General features: G+C 76.0%; 14 protein-coding genes. 12 read left to right on the top strand and 2 right to left on the bottom strand.

Features of this window, described 5'->3' with window-relative positions:
* Positions 1–24 precede the first annotated feature (24 nt).
* Both OZ948_09990 and OZ948_09995 read left to right on the top strand, forming a co-directional pair.
* Complete coding sequence (locus OZ948_09990) at positions 25–3,504, top strand: PD-(D/E)XK nuclease family protein (GenBank protein ID MEB2345063.1); 3,480 nt, start codon at positions 25–27, stop codon at positions 3,502–3,504.
* A complete protein-coding gene (locus tag OZ948_09995; protein MEB2345064.1) occupies positions 3,501–7,145 on the top strand; it encodes a UvrD-helicase domain-containing protein in 3,645 nt (1,214 codons plus the stop codon). The genes OZ948_09990 and OZ948_09995 overlap by 4 nt, the downstream gene beginning before the upstream one ends.
* Before the next feature lie 87 nt (positions 7,146–7,232).
* On the opposite strand, the gene OZ948_10000 is transcribed toward OZ948_09995, so the two are convergent.
* Positions 7,233–7,541 (bottom strand): hypothetical protein, encoded by a 309-nt coding sequence (locus tag OZ948_10000; protein MEB2345065.1) that lies wholly within the window; start codon positions 7,539–7,541, stop codon positions 7,233–7,235.
* 319 nt (positions 7,542–7,860) lie between these two features.
* Between OZ948_10000 and OZ948_10005 the strand changes: the two genes are divergently transcribed.
* From OZ948_10005 to OZ948_10035, 7 genes are all read left to right on the top strand, one after another.
* Positions 7,861–8,097 carry a (2Fe-2S)-binding protein gene (locus OZ948_10005; protein ID MEB2345066.1) on the top strand — a complete coding sequence of 79 codons (237 nt, stop codon included), beginning with the start codon at positions 7,861–7,863 and terminating at the stop codon, positions 8,095–8,097.
* A gap of 66 nt (positions 8,098–8,163) precedes the next feature.
* Complete coding sequence (gene bfr / locus OZ948_10010) at positions 8,164–8,646, top strand: bacterioferritin (protein ID MEB2345067.1); 483 nt, start codon at positions 8,164–8,166, stop codon at positions 8,644–8,646.
* Between the two features lie 89 nt (positions 8,647–8,735).
* Positions 8,736–10,019, top strand: a complete 1,284-nt coding sequence (egtB, locus tag OZ948_10015; GenBank protein ID MEB2345068.1) for an ergothioneine biosynthesis protein EgtB — start codon at positions 8,736–8,738, stop codon at positions 10,017–10,019.
* On the top strand, positions 10,016–11,023 hold the full coding sequence (gene egtD / locus OZ948_10020) for an L-histidine N(alpha)-methyltransferase (protein ID MEB2345069.1): 1,008 nt from the start codon (positions 10,016–10,018) through the stop codon (positions 11,021–11,023). The genes egtB and egtD overlap by 4 nt, the downstream gene beginning before the upstream one ends.
* A gap of 33 nt (positions 11,024–11,056) precedes the next feature.
* Positions 11,057–13,363, top strand: a complete 2,307-nt coding sequence (locus OZ948_10025; protein MEB2345070.1) for a hypothetical protein — start codon at positions 11,057–11,059, stop codon at positions 13,361–13,363.
* On the top strand, positions 13,360–14,373 hold the full coding sequence (locus tag OZ948_10030; GenBank protein MEB2345071.1) for a hypothetical protein: 1,014 nt from the start codon (positions 13,360–13,362) through the stop codon (positions 14,371–14,373). Before OZ948_10025 ends, OZ948_10030 begins: the two co-directional genes overlap by 4 nt.
* A complete protein-coding gene (locus OZ948_10035) occupies positions 14,370–15,224 on the top strand; it encodes a crotonase/enoyl-CoA hydratase family protein (protein MEB2345072.1) in 855 nt (284 codons plus the stop codon). Before OZ948_10030 ends, OZ948_10035 begins: the two co-directional genes overlap by 4 nt.
* Positions 15,225–15,227: 3 nt before the next feature.
* Here OZ948_10035 and OZ948_10040 read toward each other — a convergent pair whose 3' ends face one another.
* On the bottom strand, positions 15,228–16,280 hold the full coding sequence (locus tag OZ948_10040) for a prenyltransferase (GenBank protein MEB2345073.1): 1,053 nt from the start codon (positions 16,278–16,280) through the stop codon (positions 15,228–15,230).
* An 85-nt stretch (positions 16,281–16,365) separates the two neighbouring features.
* On the opposite strand from OZ948_10040, the gene OZ948_10045 reads away from it, so the two are divergent.
* Genes OZ948_10045 through OZ948_10055 form a run of 3 tightly spaced genes read left to right on the top strand, consistent with a single transcriptional unit; the run spans position 16,366 to position 20,142 of the window.
* Positions 16,366–17,931, top strand: a complete 1,566-nt coding sequence (locus OZ948_10045) for a carboxylesterase family protein (GenBank protein MEB2345074.1) — start codon at positions 16,366–16,368, stop codon at positions 17,929–17,931.
* Between the two features lie 43 nt (positions 17,932–17,974).
* A complete protein-coding gene (locus OZ948_10050; GenBank protein ID MEB2345075.1) occupies positions 17,975–18,622 on the top strand; it encodes a hypothetical protein in 648 nt (215 codons plus the stop codon).
* A gap of 8 nt (positions 18,623–18,630) precedes the next feature.
* On the top strand, positions 18,631–20,142 hold the full coding sequence (locus OZ948_10055; protein MEB2345076.1) for a GMC family oxidoreductase: 1,512 nt from the start codon (positions 18,631–18,633) through the stop codon (positions 20,140–20,142).
* Positions 20,143–20,196 lie beyond the last annotated feature (54 nt).

A 20,196-nucleotide genomic window follows, 5' to 3' on the forward strand; every position in this document is an offset into this window, starting at 1 on the left:
AGCGGCGGCCCAGGATCGGCCGCCATGGCCTCCACGACCGGTCGCCCCGGGCAGCTCGCGCTGCCGCTCGACACCCGCGAGCGGGGCTGCGTCCTGCTCGCCGCCGGGCCGCGCGTCGCCGAGGAGCGGGTGCTCGACGAGGTGCTCACGGCGGCGCGCGCCCGTACGGAGCGGCTGCGCGGCGGGGAGCTGACGTCCGTGCGCGCCCCGCTACGGGTCGTGGTTCCCTCGCGCAGTCTTCGCCAGCACCTCGCCGCACGGCTCGTCGAGCGGGCGGGGTCGCTGCTCGGGGTCGCGGTGCAGACCCACGTGGCGGTCGCGCTCGAGACGCTGGCGCGGGCCGGCGCCGGGGCGCCGCGCGGCGACTCGCTCGTACCGGTCCTGGTCCGCCGCCATGCGGCCCGGGAGCCCGTCCTGTGCGACTGGCTCGGCACGTTCGAGGAGGGCTTCGCGGCCGTCGAGGGCGCGGTCCGCGATCTGCTCGACGCAGGCTTCGACGCCGGGCTCGCGGAGCCGCTCGACGACGCGCTCGCGGAGCTCGTCGCTGCCGGCGAGCTCGGCGCGGCGACGGCCGGGCGGGCGCGCGCCGTGGCCGCCGTCGCCGGGCAGACGCTCGCCGCCCTCGACGAGCTCGGGCTCGGCCACCGCTCCGCCCTGCTCGCGCGGGCGACCGACGTGCTGCGCGCGCCCGGCACCGGGCCCGCCGCCGTGCTGCCGACCGCCGGCCTCTGGATCCACGGCTTCGCCGACGCCACCGGCCTCGTGGGCGACTGGCTCGAGGCGCTCGCGCGCGCCTTCGCGGGGCGCGTGGTGGTGGACCTCCCGCCGGACCCTGCCGAGCCCGCGCGCCGGGAGGAGGCCTACACCACGTCGTTACGAGAGCGCATGGCGGGGGCAGCGGGGCGGGTCGAGGCGCTCGCGGCGCGGGCGGCGCCGGCCGCGCTCGAGCTCCTGCAGGCACCCGGTGCCGAGGCCGAGGCGCGCGCCGTGGCGCTGCGCGTGCGCGAGCGCCTCGACGCCGGGGTGCAACCGGAGGCGATCGGCATCGTCGCGCGCCGGCTCGAGCCCCATCGCGCGGCGCTCGCGGCGCAGCTCGGGCGGCTCGGCGTGCCGTTCTCGGTGATCGGGGCCGGCGCCGGGCCCGATGCGTCGACGCGCCGGGCGGCGGCACTCGTCGCGCTGCTGCGCGAGCAGGCGGCGGCGCCGGTCGACACCTGGTTCGCCGCCGACGCCCACCGCGAGGCGGAGGACGCCGACCTCCGCATGGCCTTCCACGTGCTGGGCGTGGGCCGGCTCACGGCCCTCGCAGGGCTCGATCCGGCCGCACGGCTCGCGCCCCGCGAGTCCCTCTCGCTGCCGCTCCGGCGCGGTGGCTCGGTCGGGACGAGCGGCGGTGAGCGCGGCGCGGAGGCCGGCGAGGCGGCACCCTGCGCGGAGGACATGGAGGCAGCGCCGGCCGCGGCCCCGGCCGACCCGACGCGCAACCGCCGCCGGAACGTGTCGCTCGACCGGCTCGTGCGAGCCCGTGAGCGCGCCCTCGTGGCCGTTGCAACGCTCGCGAGCTGGCCGGCGCAAGCCGAGCTGCCGGCCCATCTCGAGCGGCTCGACGCGCTCGTTGCCGGCGCTCTCGGCTGGCGCGCCGACCGCGCCGGCTGCGAGCCGCTGCTCGGTGCGCTCGACGAGCTCGGACGCGAGCTGCCGCCGGGGCTCCTGCTGGCGCGCGAGGAGCTGGCGCAGCTCGTGGCGTCGGCGCTCGAGGAGGCCGGCGAGGCCTCGCTCGGAGGCGCCGGGGCGGGCGTGCAGGTGCTGACGGTCACGGCGGCACGCGGTCGCACGTTCGAGCACCTGTTCCTGCTCGGGCTGAACCGCGACGCCTTCCCGCGCGGGATCGGGGACGATCCGTTGCTGCCCGACGCGCTGCGCGCGCGCCTGCGCGTGATCCTGCCGGAGATGCCCGTGAAGGCGCGCGCGCGCGACGAGGACCGGCACCTCTTCGCGTCGCTGTGCGACGCGGCGCCGCAGGTCACGCTCGCCTGGCAGCACGCGGACGACGACGGGCGCAGGCGCATCGAGTCGCCCTTCGTCGTGCGCCTGCGCGTCGCGCGCCGCGAGCTCGCGCCCGCGACGGAGGAGCCGGCGCTCTTCGACGCCGAGGCGGAGCCGCGCGGGCCGCGGCCCGCGGGCGAGCACCTCGTGCTCGCCGGCCTCCGGCATCGCCGCGCTCCGCGGGCCGGCGTGCGGGCGCTCGCCCTGGCGGAGGTCCAGGCCGTACTGCGCGCCGACCCCGTGATCGGCGAGGCCGCGGCGCTCGTGCCCGACCCGGGCGTGCTCGCCCGTCACCAGCTCGCCGCGCTCCGCGAGCTCGACCAGGGCGCGCCGCCGCCCGGCGCGCCGCCGGCTCCGCCCGGGCCCTGGTTCGGCTGGGTCGGCCGTGCGGCGGCGGCGCCCGCGGACCCCGGCCCCGAGCTCTACGTGACCCGGCTCGAGGAGCTGGCGCGCTGCCCCTGGCAGGCGTTCCTGCGCCGCGAGCTCGGTCTGGAGCCGGTGCCCGATGCACTCGAAGCCCTGCCGGCGCCGACCACGCTCCTGCTCGGTGGGGTCGTGCACGCCGTGCTCGAGCGGATCGTGGCGGAGGCGCTGCCCGCGCCGCGGGCGAGCCTCGCCGACGCGCTCGCGCGCGGGCCGGTGCGCGCGCCGTGGCCGGACGCCGCCCGCCTCGAGGCGTGGCTCGAGGAGGCGGCGACACGCGTGGCGCGGGGCGAGGGGATCGAGATCCCCGGCTTCGCAAAGGCGCTCGCGCGGCGTGCGCGCAGCTTGCTGGACGCCGCACGCGCGACGGACTGGGCCGATCCCGCCGGCCCGCCGGTGCTCGGCGCGGAGCTGCGCGGCGAGCTCGAGGTCGAGGCGGGCGGCCGGATCCGCCGGATCGGCTTCGTCGCCGACCGTGCCGACCTGGCCGGCGACCGGCTCCGTGTCACCGACTACAAGGCGACGAAGCCCCTCTCGACCGCGGCCGGGGCGGACGCGCGCTGGCGCGCGCTGGTGCGTGCCGTCGGCGAGGGGCGGCTGCTCCAGGGCGCGGCGTACCGCCTCGCCGCGGCCGCCCTCGCGCCGGGGGGCGCGGCAGAGGGCCGCTATCTCTACCTGGGCGGCGATGCCCCGCAGCCCGCGCGGGTCGTCTCGGTGGCGGATGACGCGCCCGGCGACGCGGTCGCCGGCGTCTTCGCGACGACCGTGCGGCGCGTGCTCGCCGCCGTCGACCACGGCGCGCTCGCGCCGCGCCTCGATGGCAGTCCGGACGAGCCGCCCTGCTCCTGGTGCGAGGTGTCGGCCGCCTGCCTGCAGGGCGAGAGCAGCGCGCGGCGCCGGTTCGCGGCGTGGAAGGCGGCTGCCAGCGAGGAGACGGCTTCGCCGCCCGAGCGCGCGCTGCTCGGCCTCGCGCGGCTCCTCGCGGACGCAAAGGCAGCGAGTGCCGCCGGCAGCGGAAGCGGGAGCGGCGCGTGAGCCCGGCCGATTCCGGCGCACCTTCCGAGCGTCGCGCGCGCGACGACCTGGCGCGCCGCCGGGCCCAGCGGGAGTTCCTGCGCCCGCTGCTGGTCGAGGCCGGTGCCGGCACCGGCAAGACGAGCGTGCTCGTGACGCGCGTCCTCGCCTGGTGTCTCGGCGGCGGCTGGGAGCGTGCGGCCGGCGTGCTGGCTGGCCGCCGCGGCGGCGCGCCCGAGCCGGAGACGGTGGCGGCGCGCGTCCTCGACCGGATCGTGGCGATCACCTTCACCGAGGCGGCGGCCGCCGAAATGGAGGAACGCATCGCCACCGGCCTGCAGGCGCTCGCGGTGGACGGAGCGGGGCGCGAGCCGCTCGACCCCGAGGCCCTGCCGTCCGACCCCGATCTGCGTCGGACCCGGGCGCGCGCGCTGCTGGCCGCCTTCGACCGGCTGCGGGTCTCGACGATCCACGCCTTCTGCCGGCGTCTGCTCGCGGAGCACCCACAGGAGGCGGGCCTGCCCCCGCGCTTCACGGTCGACGCGGCGGGTGTCGCGCGGGCCGCCGCGGCGCGCGCTGCCATCGAGGAGTGGCTCTTCGACCCGGCGCGGGCGGACGATCCCGACCTGCTCGCGCTGGTCGAGGACGGCGTCGCGGCGCCCGAGCTCGAGGCCGCCCTCGAGGCGATGCTCGCCACGGCGATCGACCCCGGGCGCTTCGCAGAGGACCCCCTCGCCCCGCCGCACCTCGCGCGGCTCGTGGCCCGGCTGGACGCTGCGCTCGGCGCCTTCGTCGCGGCGGGCGCCGGGCGGCTGCTCGCGCTCCGCGGGCGCAGCAACGGCCGCGAGGTCGCCGAGGCGGCGGCGGCGAGCCTCCCGCTCCTCACTGCCGACGGGGGCGGGCTCGCCGTGCTCCTCGCGCAGCTCCGGCTCGCGTGGCCGGAGCGCGCGCAGAAGAGGCTCGCCACCTTCGCAGAGGGCCGCCTCGGCGACCGCGAACGGGCAGCCCTGGGCGAAGCACAGGGCTCGCTCGTCACCGCGGCGAGGAGCCTTGCACCCCTCTTGCAGCACGCGCTCGGCCTCGACCTGCCGCGCCTCGCGCGCACCCACCGTGTCGTCGCCACCCTCTACGCCGAGGCCTTCCGGCGCATGCACGCGGCCGGCGCTGTGGGCTTCGACGGCCTCCTGCTCCGTGCGCACGAGCTGCTCGCGCGCCGGCCCGAGGTGGCGGCCCGCGAGCGTGCGCACATCGACCAGCTCCTGGTCGACGAGTTCCAGGACACCGACGCCGAGCAGTGTGCGCTGGTGGCGCGCCTCGCCCTCGACGAGGAGGGCGGCCCCCGGCCGGGCCTGTTCGTCGTCGGCGACCCGAAGCAGTCGATCTACGGCTGGCGCAACGCCGACCTCGCCGCCTACGAGGCGTTTCGCGAGCGGCTCCTCGCGGCCGGCGGCGAGCGGCACCTCCTGTGCGTGAACCATCGCTCCACGCCGGCCGTGCTCGACGAGGTGGCGCGGGTGATGCGCGACGTGATGATCGAGACGCCGGGCGAGCAGCCGCCCTTCGAGCCGCTCCTGGCGAGCGGTACGCAGGAGGGATCGGGGCCGCTCGTCGAGTACTGGATCGCGAGCAATCGGGACGACCTCGAAGCCGGGGCAGGGGGCGCCGCCGGCACGCCCCAGAGGCTCGCGAGCGAGCGCGAGGCGGACCACCTGGCGCAGGATCTCCTGCGCCTCGCGCGCGAGGCCCGGGAGCGGGGCGGGCGCTTCGCCTGGGAACGGGTCGGGATCCTCTTGCGCTCGACGGGCGACCTCGAGGTCTACCTGGCAGCGCTGCGCGAGGCGGGGGTTCCCTACACGGTCGCGCGCGACCGGCAGTACGCGAGCCGGCGCGAGGTCGTCGAGGCCCGCTCGCTCGTGCGCGCCGTGCTCGATCCCGGCGACCAGATCGCGCTGGTGGCGGCTCTGCGCTCCGCATGGGCCGGCGTCCCCGACGTGGCCTGGCGGCCGCTCTGGGTCCACGGCTTCCCGGGTGCCGTGCGCGAGCTCCTCGAAGGAGCGCCACGGGCGCGGGGCGAGATCGTCCGGATCGTGGGCACCGCGGCGGCGGCCGTGGCCTCGGACCCTGCCCCGCCGCCGGGCCTGGCGGCGCTTGCGGGCTGGGACCAGGCGCTCCTCCACGCGCTCGAGGTGCTGGCCACGTTGCGGCGGTCGTTCGCGCGGGAGCCGGCCGAGCGCTTCGTCGAGCGGGTGCGGACGCTGCCGCTGCTCCCGGCGGGCGAGGCCGCGCGCTTCCTCGGCCCGTGGCGGCTCGCCAACCTCGAGCGCTTCTTTCGCGAGCTCGGCGAGCTGCTCGAGGCGAGCCGCGGCGACACGGCCAGCGTGCTGCGCGGGCTGCGCCGCGCGGGCGAGCACGACGCCGAACGCGACGAGGGGCGCCCGGCGCGGCCCGGCGGCGACGCCGTGCAGGTGATGACGATCCACGCTGCCAAGGGGCTCGAGTTCGAGCACGTCTACCTGCTCCAGGTCCACAAGCGCGAGGGGGGCGGTTCCACGGGGGCCTTCCTCGCCGGCACGGGCGTCCTCGCCGGCGAGTGGTGCCTCGGAGCGGCCCGCGTCGCCAGCCTGGGCTTCGACGAGGTGCGCAGCGCCCGCGAGCGGATCGAGCGCGCCGAACGCGTGCGCACGCTCTACGTCGCCCTGACCCGCGCATGCCGTCGCCTCGTGGTGTCGGGACACTGGTCCCGCGCAGCGAGCCACGGCGTCCACGGCGTCCTGCTCGCCGCAGGCCGGGGTGCCGCCCTCGAGGAGGCCGCCGAGCGGGGGCGCGCGGCGGGCGCCGGGTGGAACGGCGTGATCGAGCACGACGGCGCCCTCTGGCGTTTCCTCGACCACAGCGGGCGGCCGCGCGAGACGCCCCTGTCGGCAGGGTCCGAGGGCGCCCTCGACGAGGCCCGGGTGGCCGCGGACTCCGAGCGACTCGCGCGGCATCGCGCGGAGGCGCTCGCACGGTCGCAGCGGGCCCTCGCGGCGCCGGTGACGGGAGACCCCCTGGTGCGCGATGCCGCCGCGGACCACGAGGACGACGAAGGACGCGCCCGCTGGCGCCCTCCCTCGCCTGCGCCCGAGGCGCGGGCGATCGCCGTGGCGGTCGGCACCGCGATCCATGCGCTGCTCGAGGGGCTGGCGCTGGATGCGCTCGGGGATGTCGAATGGGAGGCAGGGGGCGCGCGACTGCGGGCGAGCCTGGCGAGCGCGGGTCTCCCGCCGCCGGCGCTCGGGCGGGCGCTCGCGCGTGCGAATGCCCTGGTCGAGCGCCTGCGCAGCGGGCGCCTCGGCGAGCGGCTGCGTGCGTTCGCGCCGCACGTCGTCGCCCGCGAGCTGCCGGTGCTGCTCCGGCCCGAGGGGGGCGGGTGGCGCGGGGAGCCTGTCGGCGCAGGTGTCGGCGCGATCGATCTCGTCGTTCGCGATCCCGCCCATGGCTGGACGATCGTCGACTTCAAGACCGACGCCGTGCAGGGTCGCGAGCTGGCGGCGCGCGTCGAGCACCACCGCATCCAGGGCCTCGCCTACCGGCGCGCACTCGCGGAGGCACTCGCACTCGGTACGCCGCCGCGTGTCGAGCTGTGGTTCCTCGACGCCGACCAGGCCGTGGCGCTCGACTGAGCGCCACGAACGAGCCGCCCCGCTCCGGGCGGGGCCCGGAGCGGGGCGTCGGGGAAGGCGTCCCGAAGGACGCTGCGGGGATCGGGGCTAGAAGCTGAAGACGGCCAGCGCCGGGAAGGTCACCGGAAGCGTCTGCTGCGGCACCGCGTACGGGTTCGTGAAGCGGTAGCCGGCCTCGCTCTGGCTCGAGCCGTGCGCGACGAGCCGGTCGCTCGCCTTGCTCTCGTTCCGCAGCTCGCCCTTGGCGACCGGCGCGGGGACCGGCTCGGCGTCCTCGACGGCGGCCACGACCACGGCCGCGGTCTCCTTCTGGTCGACGGCGGTCTCCGCCAGCGAAACCAGCGGGAAGGTGCCGATTGCCAGGGCTGCCAGGGCCGTCGTGGTGAAGCGCAACATCTCGTCTCTCCTCCTGTCGCCGTTGCCGAGCAACGCGACGCGTCGAGAAGAGAGAGCAAGGGTCGTGCCGGATGCTCCAGAGGCTTGAAACGAAAGGAGATGGCTCTAGACGCTGGGAAGGGCTCAATCGAGCGCAAATAGATGCATCCAATAGATGCAGCAATGCATCAAAAAGTTGCTCTTGAATGATGAAGTGCATCCTGGATATGCATCTTATGAACTGTCGTTCTGGTTCGGCTCTTGCCCTGGGTGAGGCCGAAGAGGCACCAGTGTCCTATATCGACATTGATTTTCATTTTCATCACGACTACGATTCCCCATGCCCGCCCGCCTGGGAGTGGAAGCCGTGATCGTCTGTCACTGCCGAGCCAAGAACGACCGCGAGATCCGCCGCGCCGTGCGCAATGGCGCCGTCACCCTCCAGGAGGTGTCGCGCGCGTGCGGCGCCGCGTCGGCCTGCGGCGGCTGCGCCGGCGCGGTCCACGAGATCATTGCTTCCGAGCTCGGCGCCTTCGAGCCGCGCAGCGCGGACCTCGACCTCCACGCCACGCACTGACGAAGCACGCTCCTTGCTAGCTTCGGGGTCCCGTCGCCGGCGGCGGGACAGCGAAGGAGGGAGCCCGTGCGCGGCGATCCGCAGATCCTCGAAGCGCTCAACGAGATCCTCACCGCGGAGCTGACGGCGATCAACCAGTATTTCCTGCATGCGCGGATGTGCGGGAACTGGGGCTATCGGCGCCTCGAGAAGAAGAAGCGCGACGAGTCGATCGACGAGATGAAGGACGCCGATCGGCTGATCGAGCGGATCCTCTTCCTCGAGGGCGTGCCGAACATGCAGCGCTTGAACCCGGTGCGGGTCGGCGAGGATCCGATCGAGCAGCATCGGCTGGACCTCGCCATGGAGCTCGACGCGGTGCAGCGCTACAACCGCGCGATCGCGCTGGCACGCGAGAAGGGCGACAACGGCACCCGAGCGCTGCTCGAGCACAACCTGCGGGGCGAGGAGGACTCGGTGGACTGGCTCGAGTCCCAGCTCCACGTGGTGTCGGAGATCGGCAAGGAGCGCTACCTGGCCGAGCAGCTCGGGGGCGGCGAGGAGAGCTGAGCGCCCCCGGAGCCGGCTGGCAGGCCCGCCTGGCCTGCTACGCTGCGCCGGGAGCGGGGGAGGGCAGGAGGGCGCGCATGCGCGCGTCGGTGACCCCCCGTCCGCAGGCCCGCGACGCCGCCGCCCTGGCGGCACGCTACCGCGCGGTGCGCGCTGCGACCGAGCGGCTCGCCGCCCCGCTCTCGCCCGAGGACTGCAGCGCGCAGTCGATGCCGGACGCGAGCCCGGTGAAGTGGCACCTCGCCCACACCACCTGGTTCTTCGAGACCTTCGTGCTCGCCGGCGCCCGGCCCGACCTCGCGCCCTTCGACCCCGCCTTCCGCGTGCTCTTCAACTCCTATTACAACGCGGTCGGTGAGCCGTACCCGCGCCCGCGGCGCGGGCTGCTGACGAGGCCGTCGCTCGCCGACGTGCTCGCCTATCGGGCGCACGTGGACCGGCACCTGACGGCGTGGCTCGCGGGTACGGAGGCTACCGGGGAGCTGCTCGAGCGGGTCGAGCTCGGGCTCCAGCACGAGCAGCAGCACCAGGAGCTGATCCTCAGCGACGTGAAGCACCTGCTCGGGCAGCACCCGCTGCGGCCCGCCTACCGCGCCGATCTCCCGTCTCCGGAGCGGAGCGGCGGCGCGCCGGCGCTCGGCTGGCACCGCTTCGAGGCCGGGGTGCGAGCGATCGGCGCCGGGCCCGGGGCCGGCTTCCGCTTCGACAACGAGGAGCCGCGCCACCGGCAGCTGCTCGGCACGTTCGTGCTGGCCTCGCGACCCGTGATCAACGCCGAGTACGCCGGCTTCGTGGAGGCAGGCGGCTATCGCCAGCCCGAGTGGTGGCTCTCCGACGGCTGGAGCGCCGTCCGCGCGGAAGGCTGGCAGGCCCCCGCCTACTGGGAGCGCGGCCCGGCCGGCTGGTCCGTGTTCACGCTGGGGGGGCTGCGCCCGCTCGATCCAGACGCTCCGGTGTGTCACGTGAGCTTCTACGAAGCGGACGCCTACGCGCGCTGGGCGGGCGCGCGCCTGCCGACCGAGGCGGAGTGGGAAGCCGCCGCCACCGGGACCGCGGTTGCCGGTCACTTCGTCGAGGACGGGGCCCTCGAGCCCGCGCCGCTCGGCCCCGACGAGGGCCGGGATGCGCCGGCTCGCCTGTTCGGCGACGTCTGGGAGTGGACCGCGAGCCCCTACGTCGCCTACCCGGGCTATCGGCCGGCCGCGGGAGCGCTCGGGGAGTACAACGGCAAGTTCATGTGCAACCAGATGGTGTTGCGAGGCGGCTCGTGCGTCTCTCCGCGACGGCATCTGCGCGCGAGCTATCGCAACTTCTTCCCGGCTCCCGCGCGCTGGCAGTGGAGCGGCCTGCGGCTCGCGAAGGACGGCGGTTGAACCTCCCGCACCCCGCGGCTGGCGGCCGTCCGGGAGCAGCCCTCGCGCTCCGCGACCGTGGCCCCGACCGGCTGCGCATGCGCGACGAGATCTGGGCAGGGCTCGCCGCGCCGCGCAAGACCCTGCCCTGCAAATGGCTCTACGACGCGGCCGGCTCGGCGCTCTTCGAGCGAATCTGCGAGCTGCCCGAGTACTACCCGACGCGCACCGAACTCGCGATCCTCGCGGCCCACGCGGGCGAGATGGCCGAGCGGCTCGGCGCGCGCTGCCTGCTCGTCGAGTACGGGAGCGGCAGCAGCCGCAAGACGCGCCTCCTGCTGGACCGGCTCGTCGCGCCGGCCGGCTACGTCCCGATCGACATCTCGCGCGCAGCGCTCGCCGCCTCGGCGCAGGCGCTCCGCGAGGCCTACCCCGCCCTCGAGGTGCTCCCGGTCTGCGCCGACTACGCGGACCCGATCGAGCTGCCCCGCCCGCGCCGGCCGGCCGAGCGCCGCGCGGTGTTCTTCCCGGGCTCCACGATCGGGAACTTCACGCCCCCCGAGGCGCAGCGCTTCCTGGCCCGGATGGCGCGCGCGGCCGGCCCCGGCGGCGGGATCCTGATCGGAGCGGACCTGCGGAAGGACCGGGCGATCCTGGAGGCCGCCTACGACGACGCCGCCGGCGTGACAGCCGCCTTCGACCGCAACCTGCTGGTGCGGGCGAACCGCGAGCTGGGCGCCGACTTCCCGGTCGAGCGGTTTCGACATCGCGCGCTGTGGAACGACGTCGACGGCCGGATCGAGATGCACCTGGTCTCGCTCGACCCGTGCGTCGTGACGGTGGCCGGCCGCCGCTTCGCCCTCGCGGCCGGTGAGACCATCCACACCGAGAACTCCTACAAGTACACGCTGCCGGGCTTCGCCAGGCTCGCGGCCGGCGCAGGCCTCGCCGTGCGCCGCGTCTGGAGCGATCCGCGCGGGTGGTTCAGCGTGCAGTGGCTCGTCTCCGCAGCGGCCCCGGAGTGACGCTACGCTCCGCCGCCCTCTCCGGGGAGCGCCGTGTCCGAGAGCGAAAGCGTCCAGATCGGGGCCCGCGAGGGTCTCGTCTTCGTGGTGGAGGGGGACGGGAGCGCGCGGGTGCGTTGGGGGGAGGCGGCCGATGCCCTCGGTCCGATCGCCCTGCGCGCGCAGGCGGGCGCCGTGGCACGCGCCTCCCGCATCGCCGGCGCGCAGCGCTTCGCCGGCGAGGACGATCTCGGTGGCTTCGACGCGCTCGCGCTCGACTGGGAGCCGGCCGCGCCGCTCGCCGTGCGCAGCACCGTGCGCGCCTACCGCGAGCGGCCCCTCCTGGTCTTCCGTCTCGAGGCGGCGGAGACGCTGCGCCGCTTCGCGACCGGCCGCTTCGACGAGCCCTCGCTGGCCTGGCCCTGGTGCCGGCCGGGCGAGCGCCGGGTCGGCGGGCTCCCCGAAGGCACGCGCGCCTTCGGCCACGCCTACACCGAGTTCGCGCTGCCGACCCAGTCCGATCCCTCCTGCGCGAGCTTCTTCCTGCTGCCCTTCCGGCCGGCCGTCGTCTTCCCGCTCTGGCTCGTGGCGCCGGGCGGAGACGCGCTCCTGCTGGCGCCGCTCGACGCCTTCCACGAGCAGGTGATCGCGGTCCCGCGCGACCCCGAGGCGGCGGCCTCCGGGCTGCGCTGCGGCTGGCACGGCGATCTCGACGCGGCGCCGGCCGGCTTCGCGAGCGAGCTCGCGCTGTGGGCCGCGCCGGGCCCGCGCGCGGCGCTGGACGCCCACGCGGCCGTGCTGCGCGCGCGCGCCGGGACGCGGCGTCCGGACCGCTACGCCGACACGCTCGGCAGCCGGCTCTCCTACTGGACCGACAACGGCGCGGCGTACTGGTATCGCACGGAGCCGGGAGCGGGCGGCGTCGCCGGGACGCTCGCCGCGGCGGCAGGCGGACTGCGCGAGCAGGCGATCCCCTTCGGCGTCTTCCAGCTCGACTCCTGGTTCTACCCGCAGGAGACGCCGCGCCCCTTCGACGACCCGGACGCCTCGGTGCCGCCCACGGGACTCCTCACCTGGGACGCGCGCGCCGACGTCCTGCCCGAGGGCATCCCCGCGTTGCGCCGCGCGCTCGGCGATCCACCGCTCGCCGCCCACTGCCGGCACTTCTCGTCGGCGTCGCCGTACTTCGAGACGCACGAGGCCTGGCGCGACGGCGACCGCGCGCACCCGACGGGGCCCGCCCTCTACGAGGAGCTGCTGCAGCGGGCCGCCGGCTGGGGCGTCGAGACCTTCGAGCACGACTGGCTGATCGAGTGCTTCCTCGGCGTGCGCGGGCTGCGCGCGGCGCCCGGGCGGGCGCGCGCCTGGCAGGAGGGACTCGACCGGGCGGCGGCGGAGCTCGGCCTCACGCTCCAGTGGTGCATGGCCTCGCCGGCCGACTTCCTCCAGACGGTGACGCTCGAGCGCGTCACCTCGATCCGGACCAGCGGCGACTACCGCTACCTGATCGGCCCTGCGGCGCTCTGGACCTGGTTCCTGCACGGCAATGCGCTGGCCCGCGCGCTCGGCCTGTGGCCCTTCAAGGACGTGTTCCTCTCGCGTCGCGACGGCGGCGGCCCGCGCGACGGCGATCCCCATGCGGAGCTCGAGGCGCTGCTCGCGGCGCTCTCGGGCGGGCCGGTCGGGATCGGCGACCGGGTGGGACGCAGCGACCGCGCGCTGATCCTGCGCACCTGCCGCGAGGACGGCGTGCTGCTGAAGCCCGACGTGCCGGTGGCGGCGCTCGACCGATGCTGGCGCGGGCACGCGGTGCTCGAGCCGAACCCGCTGGTCGGTGAGGCCCACAGCACGCATCCCGCGGGCCGCTGGCACTACCTGGTGGCGGTGAACGCCTGGCGCGGAGGGGAGCCGCTGCGCTTCCGCCTGCCGCTCGCCGACCTCGGCACGCTCGCGCCGGCCGCGCCGGTGCTCGCCTGGGACTGGCGGCGGCAGCACGCCGAGGTGGTCCCTCCCGGCGGCGGCTTCGAGCTCGGGCTCGCCCCGCTCGACTGGGACTACCGGGTGCTCTGCCCGCTGCTGCCGGCGGGCCTCGCCGTGATCGGCGACGCCGGCCGCTACGCCACGGCAGGGGATCGCCGCCTGACCCAGGTCCGGGCCACGCCGGAGGGCGTGGCCTTCGACGCCATCGGTGCCGCGGGGGAGCAGGTCCGCATCACGGGCTGGGCGCAGCGGCGCCCGCGAGCGGCGCGAGCCGGGGCGCGGGCGCTCGCCGTCGACTGGGACGGCGCGAGCGCCCGATGGAGCGTCGCCCTCGCGATCGGCCCGGCGGGCCGCCAGGCGGTCGAGGTGACGGCGGGATGAGCGGCGGGCGGCGCGTGGTCGCAAGCGCGCCCGCGCGCGCCAACCTGATCGGCAATCCCTCCGATCTCTACGGCGGCGCGGTGCTCGGCTGCGCGGTGCCGTTGCGGGCGCGCGTCGCGCTCGAGCCGGCCGGTGGGCTCGAGATCGCGAGTGGTGGCGCGAGCGCGCGGGTCACCGGGATCGCCGACCTCGGCCTGCGCGGCGATCGCTTCGACGTCGCGCGCGCCGCGCTGCGCGCCGAGCACGCCCAGACCGGCGTGCTGCCGGACGTGCGGATCGACTTGACGACGGAGATCCCCTTCGGCAGCGGCATCGCGGGCTCGACGGCGCTGCTGCTCGCCCTCCTGCGGGCGCTGGCCGCGTGGCGCGGCGAGGCGCCGTCCCCTTACGCGCTCGCGGAGCGCTCGCGTGCCACCGAACGCGGGCTGCTCGGGGTCGCCTGCGGTTGGGTCGACCACTACCTGTGCAGCTTCGGGGGGCTCCGCTACGTGGACCTGCGGGGCAAGGAGCGCGACGACGCACCGCCCGGCTGCCCCTATGCGACCGTCGAGGACCTGGCGCCGCACGTGCCGGATCTCCCCTTCCTGCTCGCCTTCACCGGCGTCGCCCACCACTCGGGCTCCGTGCACGCGCCGATCCGCGCGCGCTGGGAGCGCGGCGAGGTCGCCGTCGTGCAGGCCTATCGGCGCATGGGCGCGATCGCGCGCGAGGGCAAGAGCGCGCTCCTTCACGGAGACTGGCCGGCGCTCGGCGCCCTCTTCGAGGAGAACCACGCACTGACCCGCTCGCTCGGCGGGTCGGCGGAGGCCGTCGAGCGCCTGATCGGGGCCGCCCTGCGCGCGGGCGCAGCGGGCGCCAAGCTGGCCGGCGCCGGCGGTGGCGGGACGGTCGCCGTGCTGTGGCCGGATCGCGATCCCGCTCCGCTCGAGCGCGCGCTGCGCGCGGCGGGCGCCGCTGCGCTCTATCGGCCCGCGCCCGTCGAGGGCGTGCGCCTGGAGGAGGATCCGTGAGCTACGAGACGTTGCGGACCGCGAAGGACGAGGGCGTGCTGACCGTCACCTTGAACCGCCCGGAGCGCCTGAACGCCTTCACGAGGCAGATGATGCACGACCTGCTGCAGCTCTTCGACGCCGTCGACGCCGACGACGAGGTGCGCGCCGTGGTGGTGACGGGCGCGGGGCGCGGCTTCTGCGCGGGCGCCGACCTCGGTGGGGGCGGCGGCACCTTCGACGCGGGCACGGCCGCGACGGCCGAGGTGCCGCGCGACGGCGGCGGGCGCGTCGCCCTGCGCATCTTCGAGTGCCGCAAGCCGGTGATCGCCGCGATCAACGGACCGGCGGTGGGTGTCGGCGCGACCATGACCCTGCCGATGGACGTGCGCATCGCGAGCGAGGCGGCGCGCTTCGGATTCGTGTTCTGCCGGCGCGGCATCGTGCCCGAGGCGGCGAGCTCGTGGTTCCTGCCGCGCGTGGTCGGCATCTCGCGGGCGATGGAGTGGGTGGCGACCGGGCGCGTCTTCCCGGCCCAGGAGGCGCTCGCCGGCGGCCTGGTGTCGCGGGTGGTCGCGCCCGGCGAGCTGCTGCCCGTGGCGCACGGGATCGCGCGCGAGATCGCCGACCACACGAGCGCGGTGTCGGTGGCGCTGGCCCGGCAGATGCTGTGGCGGATGCTCGGCGCCGACCATCCGATGGAGGCGCACCGCGTCGACTCGCAGGCGATCTTCGCGATGGGCCGCTCGCCCGACGCCTACGAGGGCGTGCAGAGCTTCCTCGAGAAGCGCCCGGCGCGCTTCTCGATGAAGGCCTCCCGCGACATGCCGGCGTTCTTCCCGTGGTGGAAGGAGCGCCCCTTCCGCGCGTAGCACCTACAGGAAGACCGGATGGACCGCGTTCACGAGGAGGCCCAGGGCCAGCAGCAGGCCGGCGAGCCGCGTCAGCAGGAAGGCCCAGGCCACGTACCAGAGCGGCCAGAGGGGATACCCGGGCGGCGCCGCCGCCGGGCGGGGCGCGCCGATCGTCCGGATCACCTGCCGCGCGCGCGGCAGGGCCGCGAAGGTGGCGAGCGTCCAGAGGCCGAGCGTTCCGGCGAGGACCAGCACGCCGACCACGGCGAAGTACGCGACGATCAGCGCCTGCGCCACCCAGCGCGCCTGGCTCTCGCCGAGCAGCACCGGCAGCGTGTGGATGCCCTTGGCGGAGTCGGCCTCGAGCTTGTCGATGTGCTTGCCGAACAGCACGACCGTGACCAGCAGCGCGTAGGGGAGGCTCGCCGCGATCACCCAGGCCGGGATCTGTCCGGTGGTGACGAAGTAGGTGCCGCCGATCATCAGCGGTCCCCAGACCAGGAACACGCCCGGCTCGCCGAGCCCGTGGTGCTTGAGCTTGAGCGGCGGCGCCACGTAGAAGACGCTGATGAAGAGGCCCGCGAGCGCGAAGGCGATCACCGGCCAGCCGCGCTGCGCGTAGAGGTAGACGAGGATCGCGAGGTCGAGCAGGTTCGTGACCGCGATCGCCGTGACCAGGCCCGGCTTCGAGATCAACCCGGAGAGGATCGGGTGCGGCGCGTACTGGCCGCGCACGTAGCTCTCGGAGTCCACCCCGCCCGAGAGGTCGAACCAGTCGTTGATCATGTTGTTGGCGGCGTGGGCGAGCACGAGGCCGAGCAGGGCGAGCGCGAAGAAGCCCCCGTTCGCGTCCACCGGCGTGGGGCCCGCGACGGCCAGCAGGCCACCGAGCACGGCCGAGGTGATCGTCATCGGGAAGACACTCGCGCGCGTGATCAGGAGCCAGCGCGAGACGAGGTCGGGGCGCCCGCCGGCGCGCATCGCCGCCAGGTTCTGGGTCCGCAGCACCTCGGCCCAGCTCTTCCAGAGCGGGCGGGCGGGGGCATCGCTGCGCGTGTCGGCGGCGCTCGCCATCGGGGGACCTCCGGAGGGCCGCGAGGCTAGCGGCGTGCCTGCGCGGGGTCGAGCGCCGCGCTACCGATCCGAGCGGGAGGATGCGATGCGCGCCGGCGCACGGCTCGAGACGCGGAGCGGCTGGATCGAAGGCGCGATCGAGGAGCCGGAGGCCGCGGGCGGCCGAGCGCTGCGCGTCTTCCGCGGCGTGCCCTACGCGCGCCCGCCGCTCGGCGCGCTGCGCTGGGCGCCACCCGCACGCGAGGCCGCCTGGCGCGGCGTGCGCGAGGCGCTGGCCTTCGGTCCGAGCGCACCGCAGCGCCCGAGCGTGCTGATGCGCATGCTCGGGATGGAGGGCGGTCCCGGGCACGACGAGGATTGCCTCACGCTCTGCGTCTGGACCCCGGCGCGGGTCGAGGAGGGGCTGGACGGCGGGCGCCGCCCGGTTCTGGTGTGGCTCCACGGGGGCGCCTTCACGGGGGGAGGCTGCGCGCTGCCGGTCTACGACGGCGGCGCGCTCGCGCGCCGCGGCGACGTGGTCGTGGTGACGATCCAGTACCGGCTCGGCGCGCTCGGCTGGCTCGTGCTCCCGGAGCTGCTCGATGCGGGTGAGGCCGGCGCGAACTTCGGGCTGCTCGACCAGATCGCGGCGCTCGGCTGGGTGCGCGAGCACGCCGAGCGCCTGGGCGGTGACCCCGAGCGCGTCACGGTGTTCGGGGAGTCGGCCGGCGCGATGTCGATCGGTGCCCTGCTCGGCGCGCCCGCTGCGCGAGGGCTCTTCGCGCGCGCGGTCCTCCAGAGCGGCGCGGCCGACAACGTGACCCCGCGCGCGGGCGCCGAGCGCGTCGCCGCGAGCTTCCGCGCCGCACTCGGTGGGGGCCCCCGGGATCTCGCCGCCCTGCGCGCGCTGCCGGCCGAGGCGATCCTCGGCGCGCAGCAGCGCGCCGCCGACGAGAGCTGGCGCCACGTCGAAGGCCTCGCCTTCCAGCCGGTCTGCGAGGAGGGCGCGGCGGCCGCGGTGCTCCCCCGCCCGCCGCTCGCCGCGGTCGCCGGCGGCGCGGCGGCCGGCGTGGCGGTCCTCGCCGGCACCAACCGCGACGAGTGGAGGCTCTTCGCGCTCGCGGACCCCAAGCTCGCCGGGCTCGACGACGGGGCCTTCGTGCGCCGCGTCCTGCGCGCACCGCCGCGCGGCGTCGGCGATCCGCACGCCTTCGCCCGGCGCGCGCTCGCGGGCTATCGCGCGGCGCGCCCCGAGGCGCCGCCCCGCGAGCTCTGGCTCGCCTTCCAGACCGACCGCGTCTTCCGGATCCCGGCGCTCCGCCTGCTGGCAGCGCAGCGCCCGCACGAGCCGCAGTCCTTCGCGTATCTCTTCACGTGGGCCTCGCCCGCGCTCGACGGCAGGCTCGGCGCCTGTCACGCGCTCGAGGTGCCGTTCGTCTTCGGCCGGGTCGACGGTCCGCGCGCCGCGCCGCTCGTCGGCGCAGGCCCCGAGGCGCGGCGCCTGTCCGAGCGCATGATGGACGCCTGGCTCGCCTTCGCCCGCGACGGCGACCCGGGCTGGCCCGCCTGGGACGACGCCAAGCGCGCGACCATGGTGCTCGGGCGCGAGAGTGCGCTCGCGTGGGACCCGGACGGGGCCGAGCGGCGCATCTGGGAGCCCGTGACGGGCTAGGCCTGCCTGTCCGCTCCCGCCCTCCCGGTTATGCTCCGCCGCCGTGTCGTCGATCCCGCTCCCGCTCCGCCAGCTCTCCGCCCGCGAGGCGCGCTTCTTCGCGGCGGCCGCCGACGCCGCGTTTCCGCACGGCACCACGCGAGACGGCCCGCCGCTGCCCTCCGGTACCGAGGCGGGCGTCGTGGCGCACCTCGATGGCTGGCTCGAGCTCCTGCCGCGGCGCAACCGCACGCTGATCCGCCTGCTCATCGTCTTCTTCGAGTACGCCACCTGGGTGCTCCCGGCGCCGGGCCGGGGCGGCCGCCGCCGCTTCACGGCGCTCGCGCCCGAGCAGCGCGTCGCGGTCTTCGAGGCCTGGAGCGGCAGCCGCCTGCGCCTGCGCCGGCTCGTGTTCGCGAGCCTGCGCATGCTCCTGACCTCGTCCTACTTCGCGAGCCCTGCCGTCCTGCGCGCCACGGGGCTCGCGCCGCTCGCCTTCGCGACGCCGGTGGTCGAGGCGGACCTCCTGTACCCGCCGGTGGGCCAGGCGCGCGACGCGATCCGCTGGCGCCGCGAGGACCTCTCCCGCCCGCCGCTGCACGCTCCGCTCGACCCGCACGGGCCGCTCCATCCAGACTACACAGAGGAAGGTGCCAGCACCGGGGAGAGGGCCCGCGCCGGGGAGAGCGCCGGCGCCGGGGCACGCGGATGAGCGGAGCCGTGCGCGTCTTCGCCGACTACACGGGTCCCGTGGCCGATCGCTGCGACGTGGTGGTCGTGGGCTCCGGGCCCTGCGGCGCGGTCGCCGCCTACGAGCTGGCCGCCGCCGGCCGCGACGTGGTGCTGCTCGAGGAGGGCCCTCCCTTCACGCCCGCCGACTTCGAGCTCGACGGCGCGCGCTCGATGGCGCGGACCATGCGCGAGGGCGGCCTGCGCTTCACCTCCGGCTACGTGATGCCGACCATGCAGGCGATCGCGCTGGGTGGGGGCTCGCTCGTGAACTCCGCGATCTGCGGGCGCTGCCCCGACTTCCGGCTCGCCGAGTGGGCCGAGGCGGCGGCGCTCGAGCGCACGGCGCGCAGCGATCTCGACCCCCACTACGACGCGATTGCGGCCTTCCTCGGCATCGCGCCGACGCCGGACGAGGTGCAGGGGCGGCGCAACCTGCTGTTCCGGGACGGCTGCCAGGCGCTCGGCTGGGACAACGAGCCGTGCGCGCGCAACGTGGTCGGCTGCCGCGGCAGCGGCGAGTGCTTCACCGGCTGCCGCGCGCGCGCCAAGCAGTCGATGGACATCTCCTACGTGCCGGCGGCGATCCGGGCCGGGGCGCGCGTCTACACCTCCGTGCAGGTGCAGCGCGTGCTCGCGGCGGGCCGCCGCGCCGGCGGCGTCGAGGGCCGCGTGGCCGCGCCCTTCACCGGCGCGCCCGGACCGTCGTTCCGCATCGAGGCGAAGGCGGTGGTGCTGGCGGCGGGCGTGCTCGCGACGCCGCTCCTGCTGCGGCGCAGCGGGGACCTCGCGAACCGCTCGAAGCAGGTCGGCGAGAACCTCCAGTTCCATCCCGGGACTTCGGTGATGGGCGTCTTCCCGGAGCCCGTGGAGCCCGTCTTCGGGGCGACCCAGGGCTACCAGTCGCTGCACTTCCTGCGCGAGGGCTTCAAGCTCGAGACGCTGTGGGCGCCGCCGGGCGTGCTGGCGGTGCGCCTGCCGGGGAGCGGGCTCGAGCTCGAGCAGAAGCTCCTCGACATGCGGCGCGCGGCGGTCTGGGACTGCATCGCGAGCTGCAAGCGCTCGCGCGGGCGGGTGCGCGAGCGGGGGCGCTCGCTCCAGCCCGCCGTCCACTGGCGCTTCCATCCCGACGACGCGCGCACGCTCGGCCGCGCCGTGTGGGCGCTCGCGCAGATCTTCTTCGCCGCCGGCGCCGAGCGCATCCTGCCCGGCGTCGCAGGCCTGCCCGACGAGCTCGGGTCGCTCGAGGCGGCGCGCGTGCTCGAGCGCCAGCCGCCGCGGGCCGCCGACCTGGTGGTGGCGTCGACCCATGCCTTCGGGACCACGCGCATGCACGGCGACCCCGCCCGCGGCGTCGTCGACGAGGACCTGAAGGCGCACGACCTCGACAACCTCTACGTGGTCGACACGGGGGTGTTCCCCGGCTCGCCGGCGGTGAACCCGATGTTCACCGGGATGGCGCTCGCGCGGCGTTCGGCGCTCGCCCTGGCGGCACGGATCTGAATCCCCGCGGGGTCATCCAGATTCTCCTCGGGACTTCACCGCGCGCTCCCGCCG

It is taken from the genome of Deltaproteobacteria bacterium (assembly GCA_035063765.1).
In the GTDB taxonomy this organism is placed as follows: Bacteria; Myxococcota_A; UBA9160; order UBA9160; family PR03; genus CAADGG01.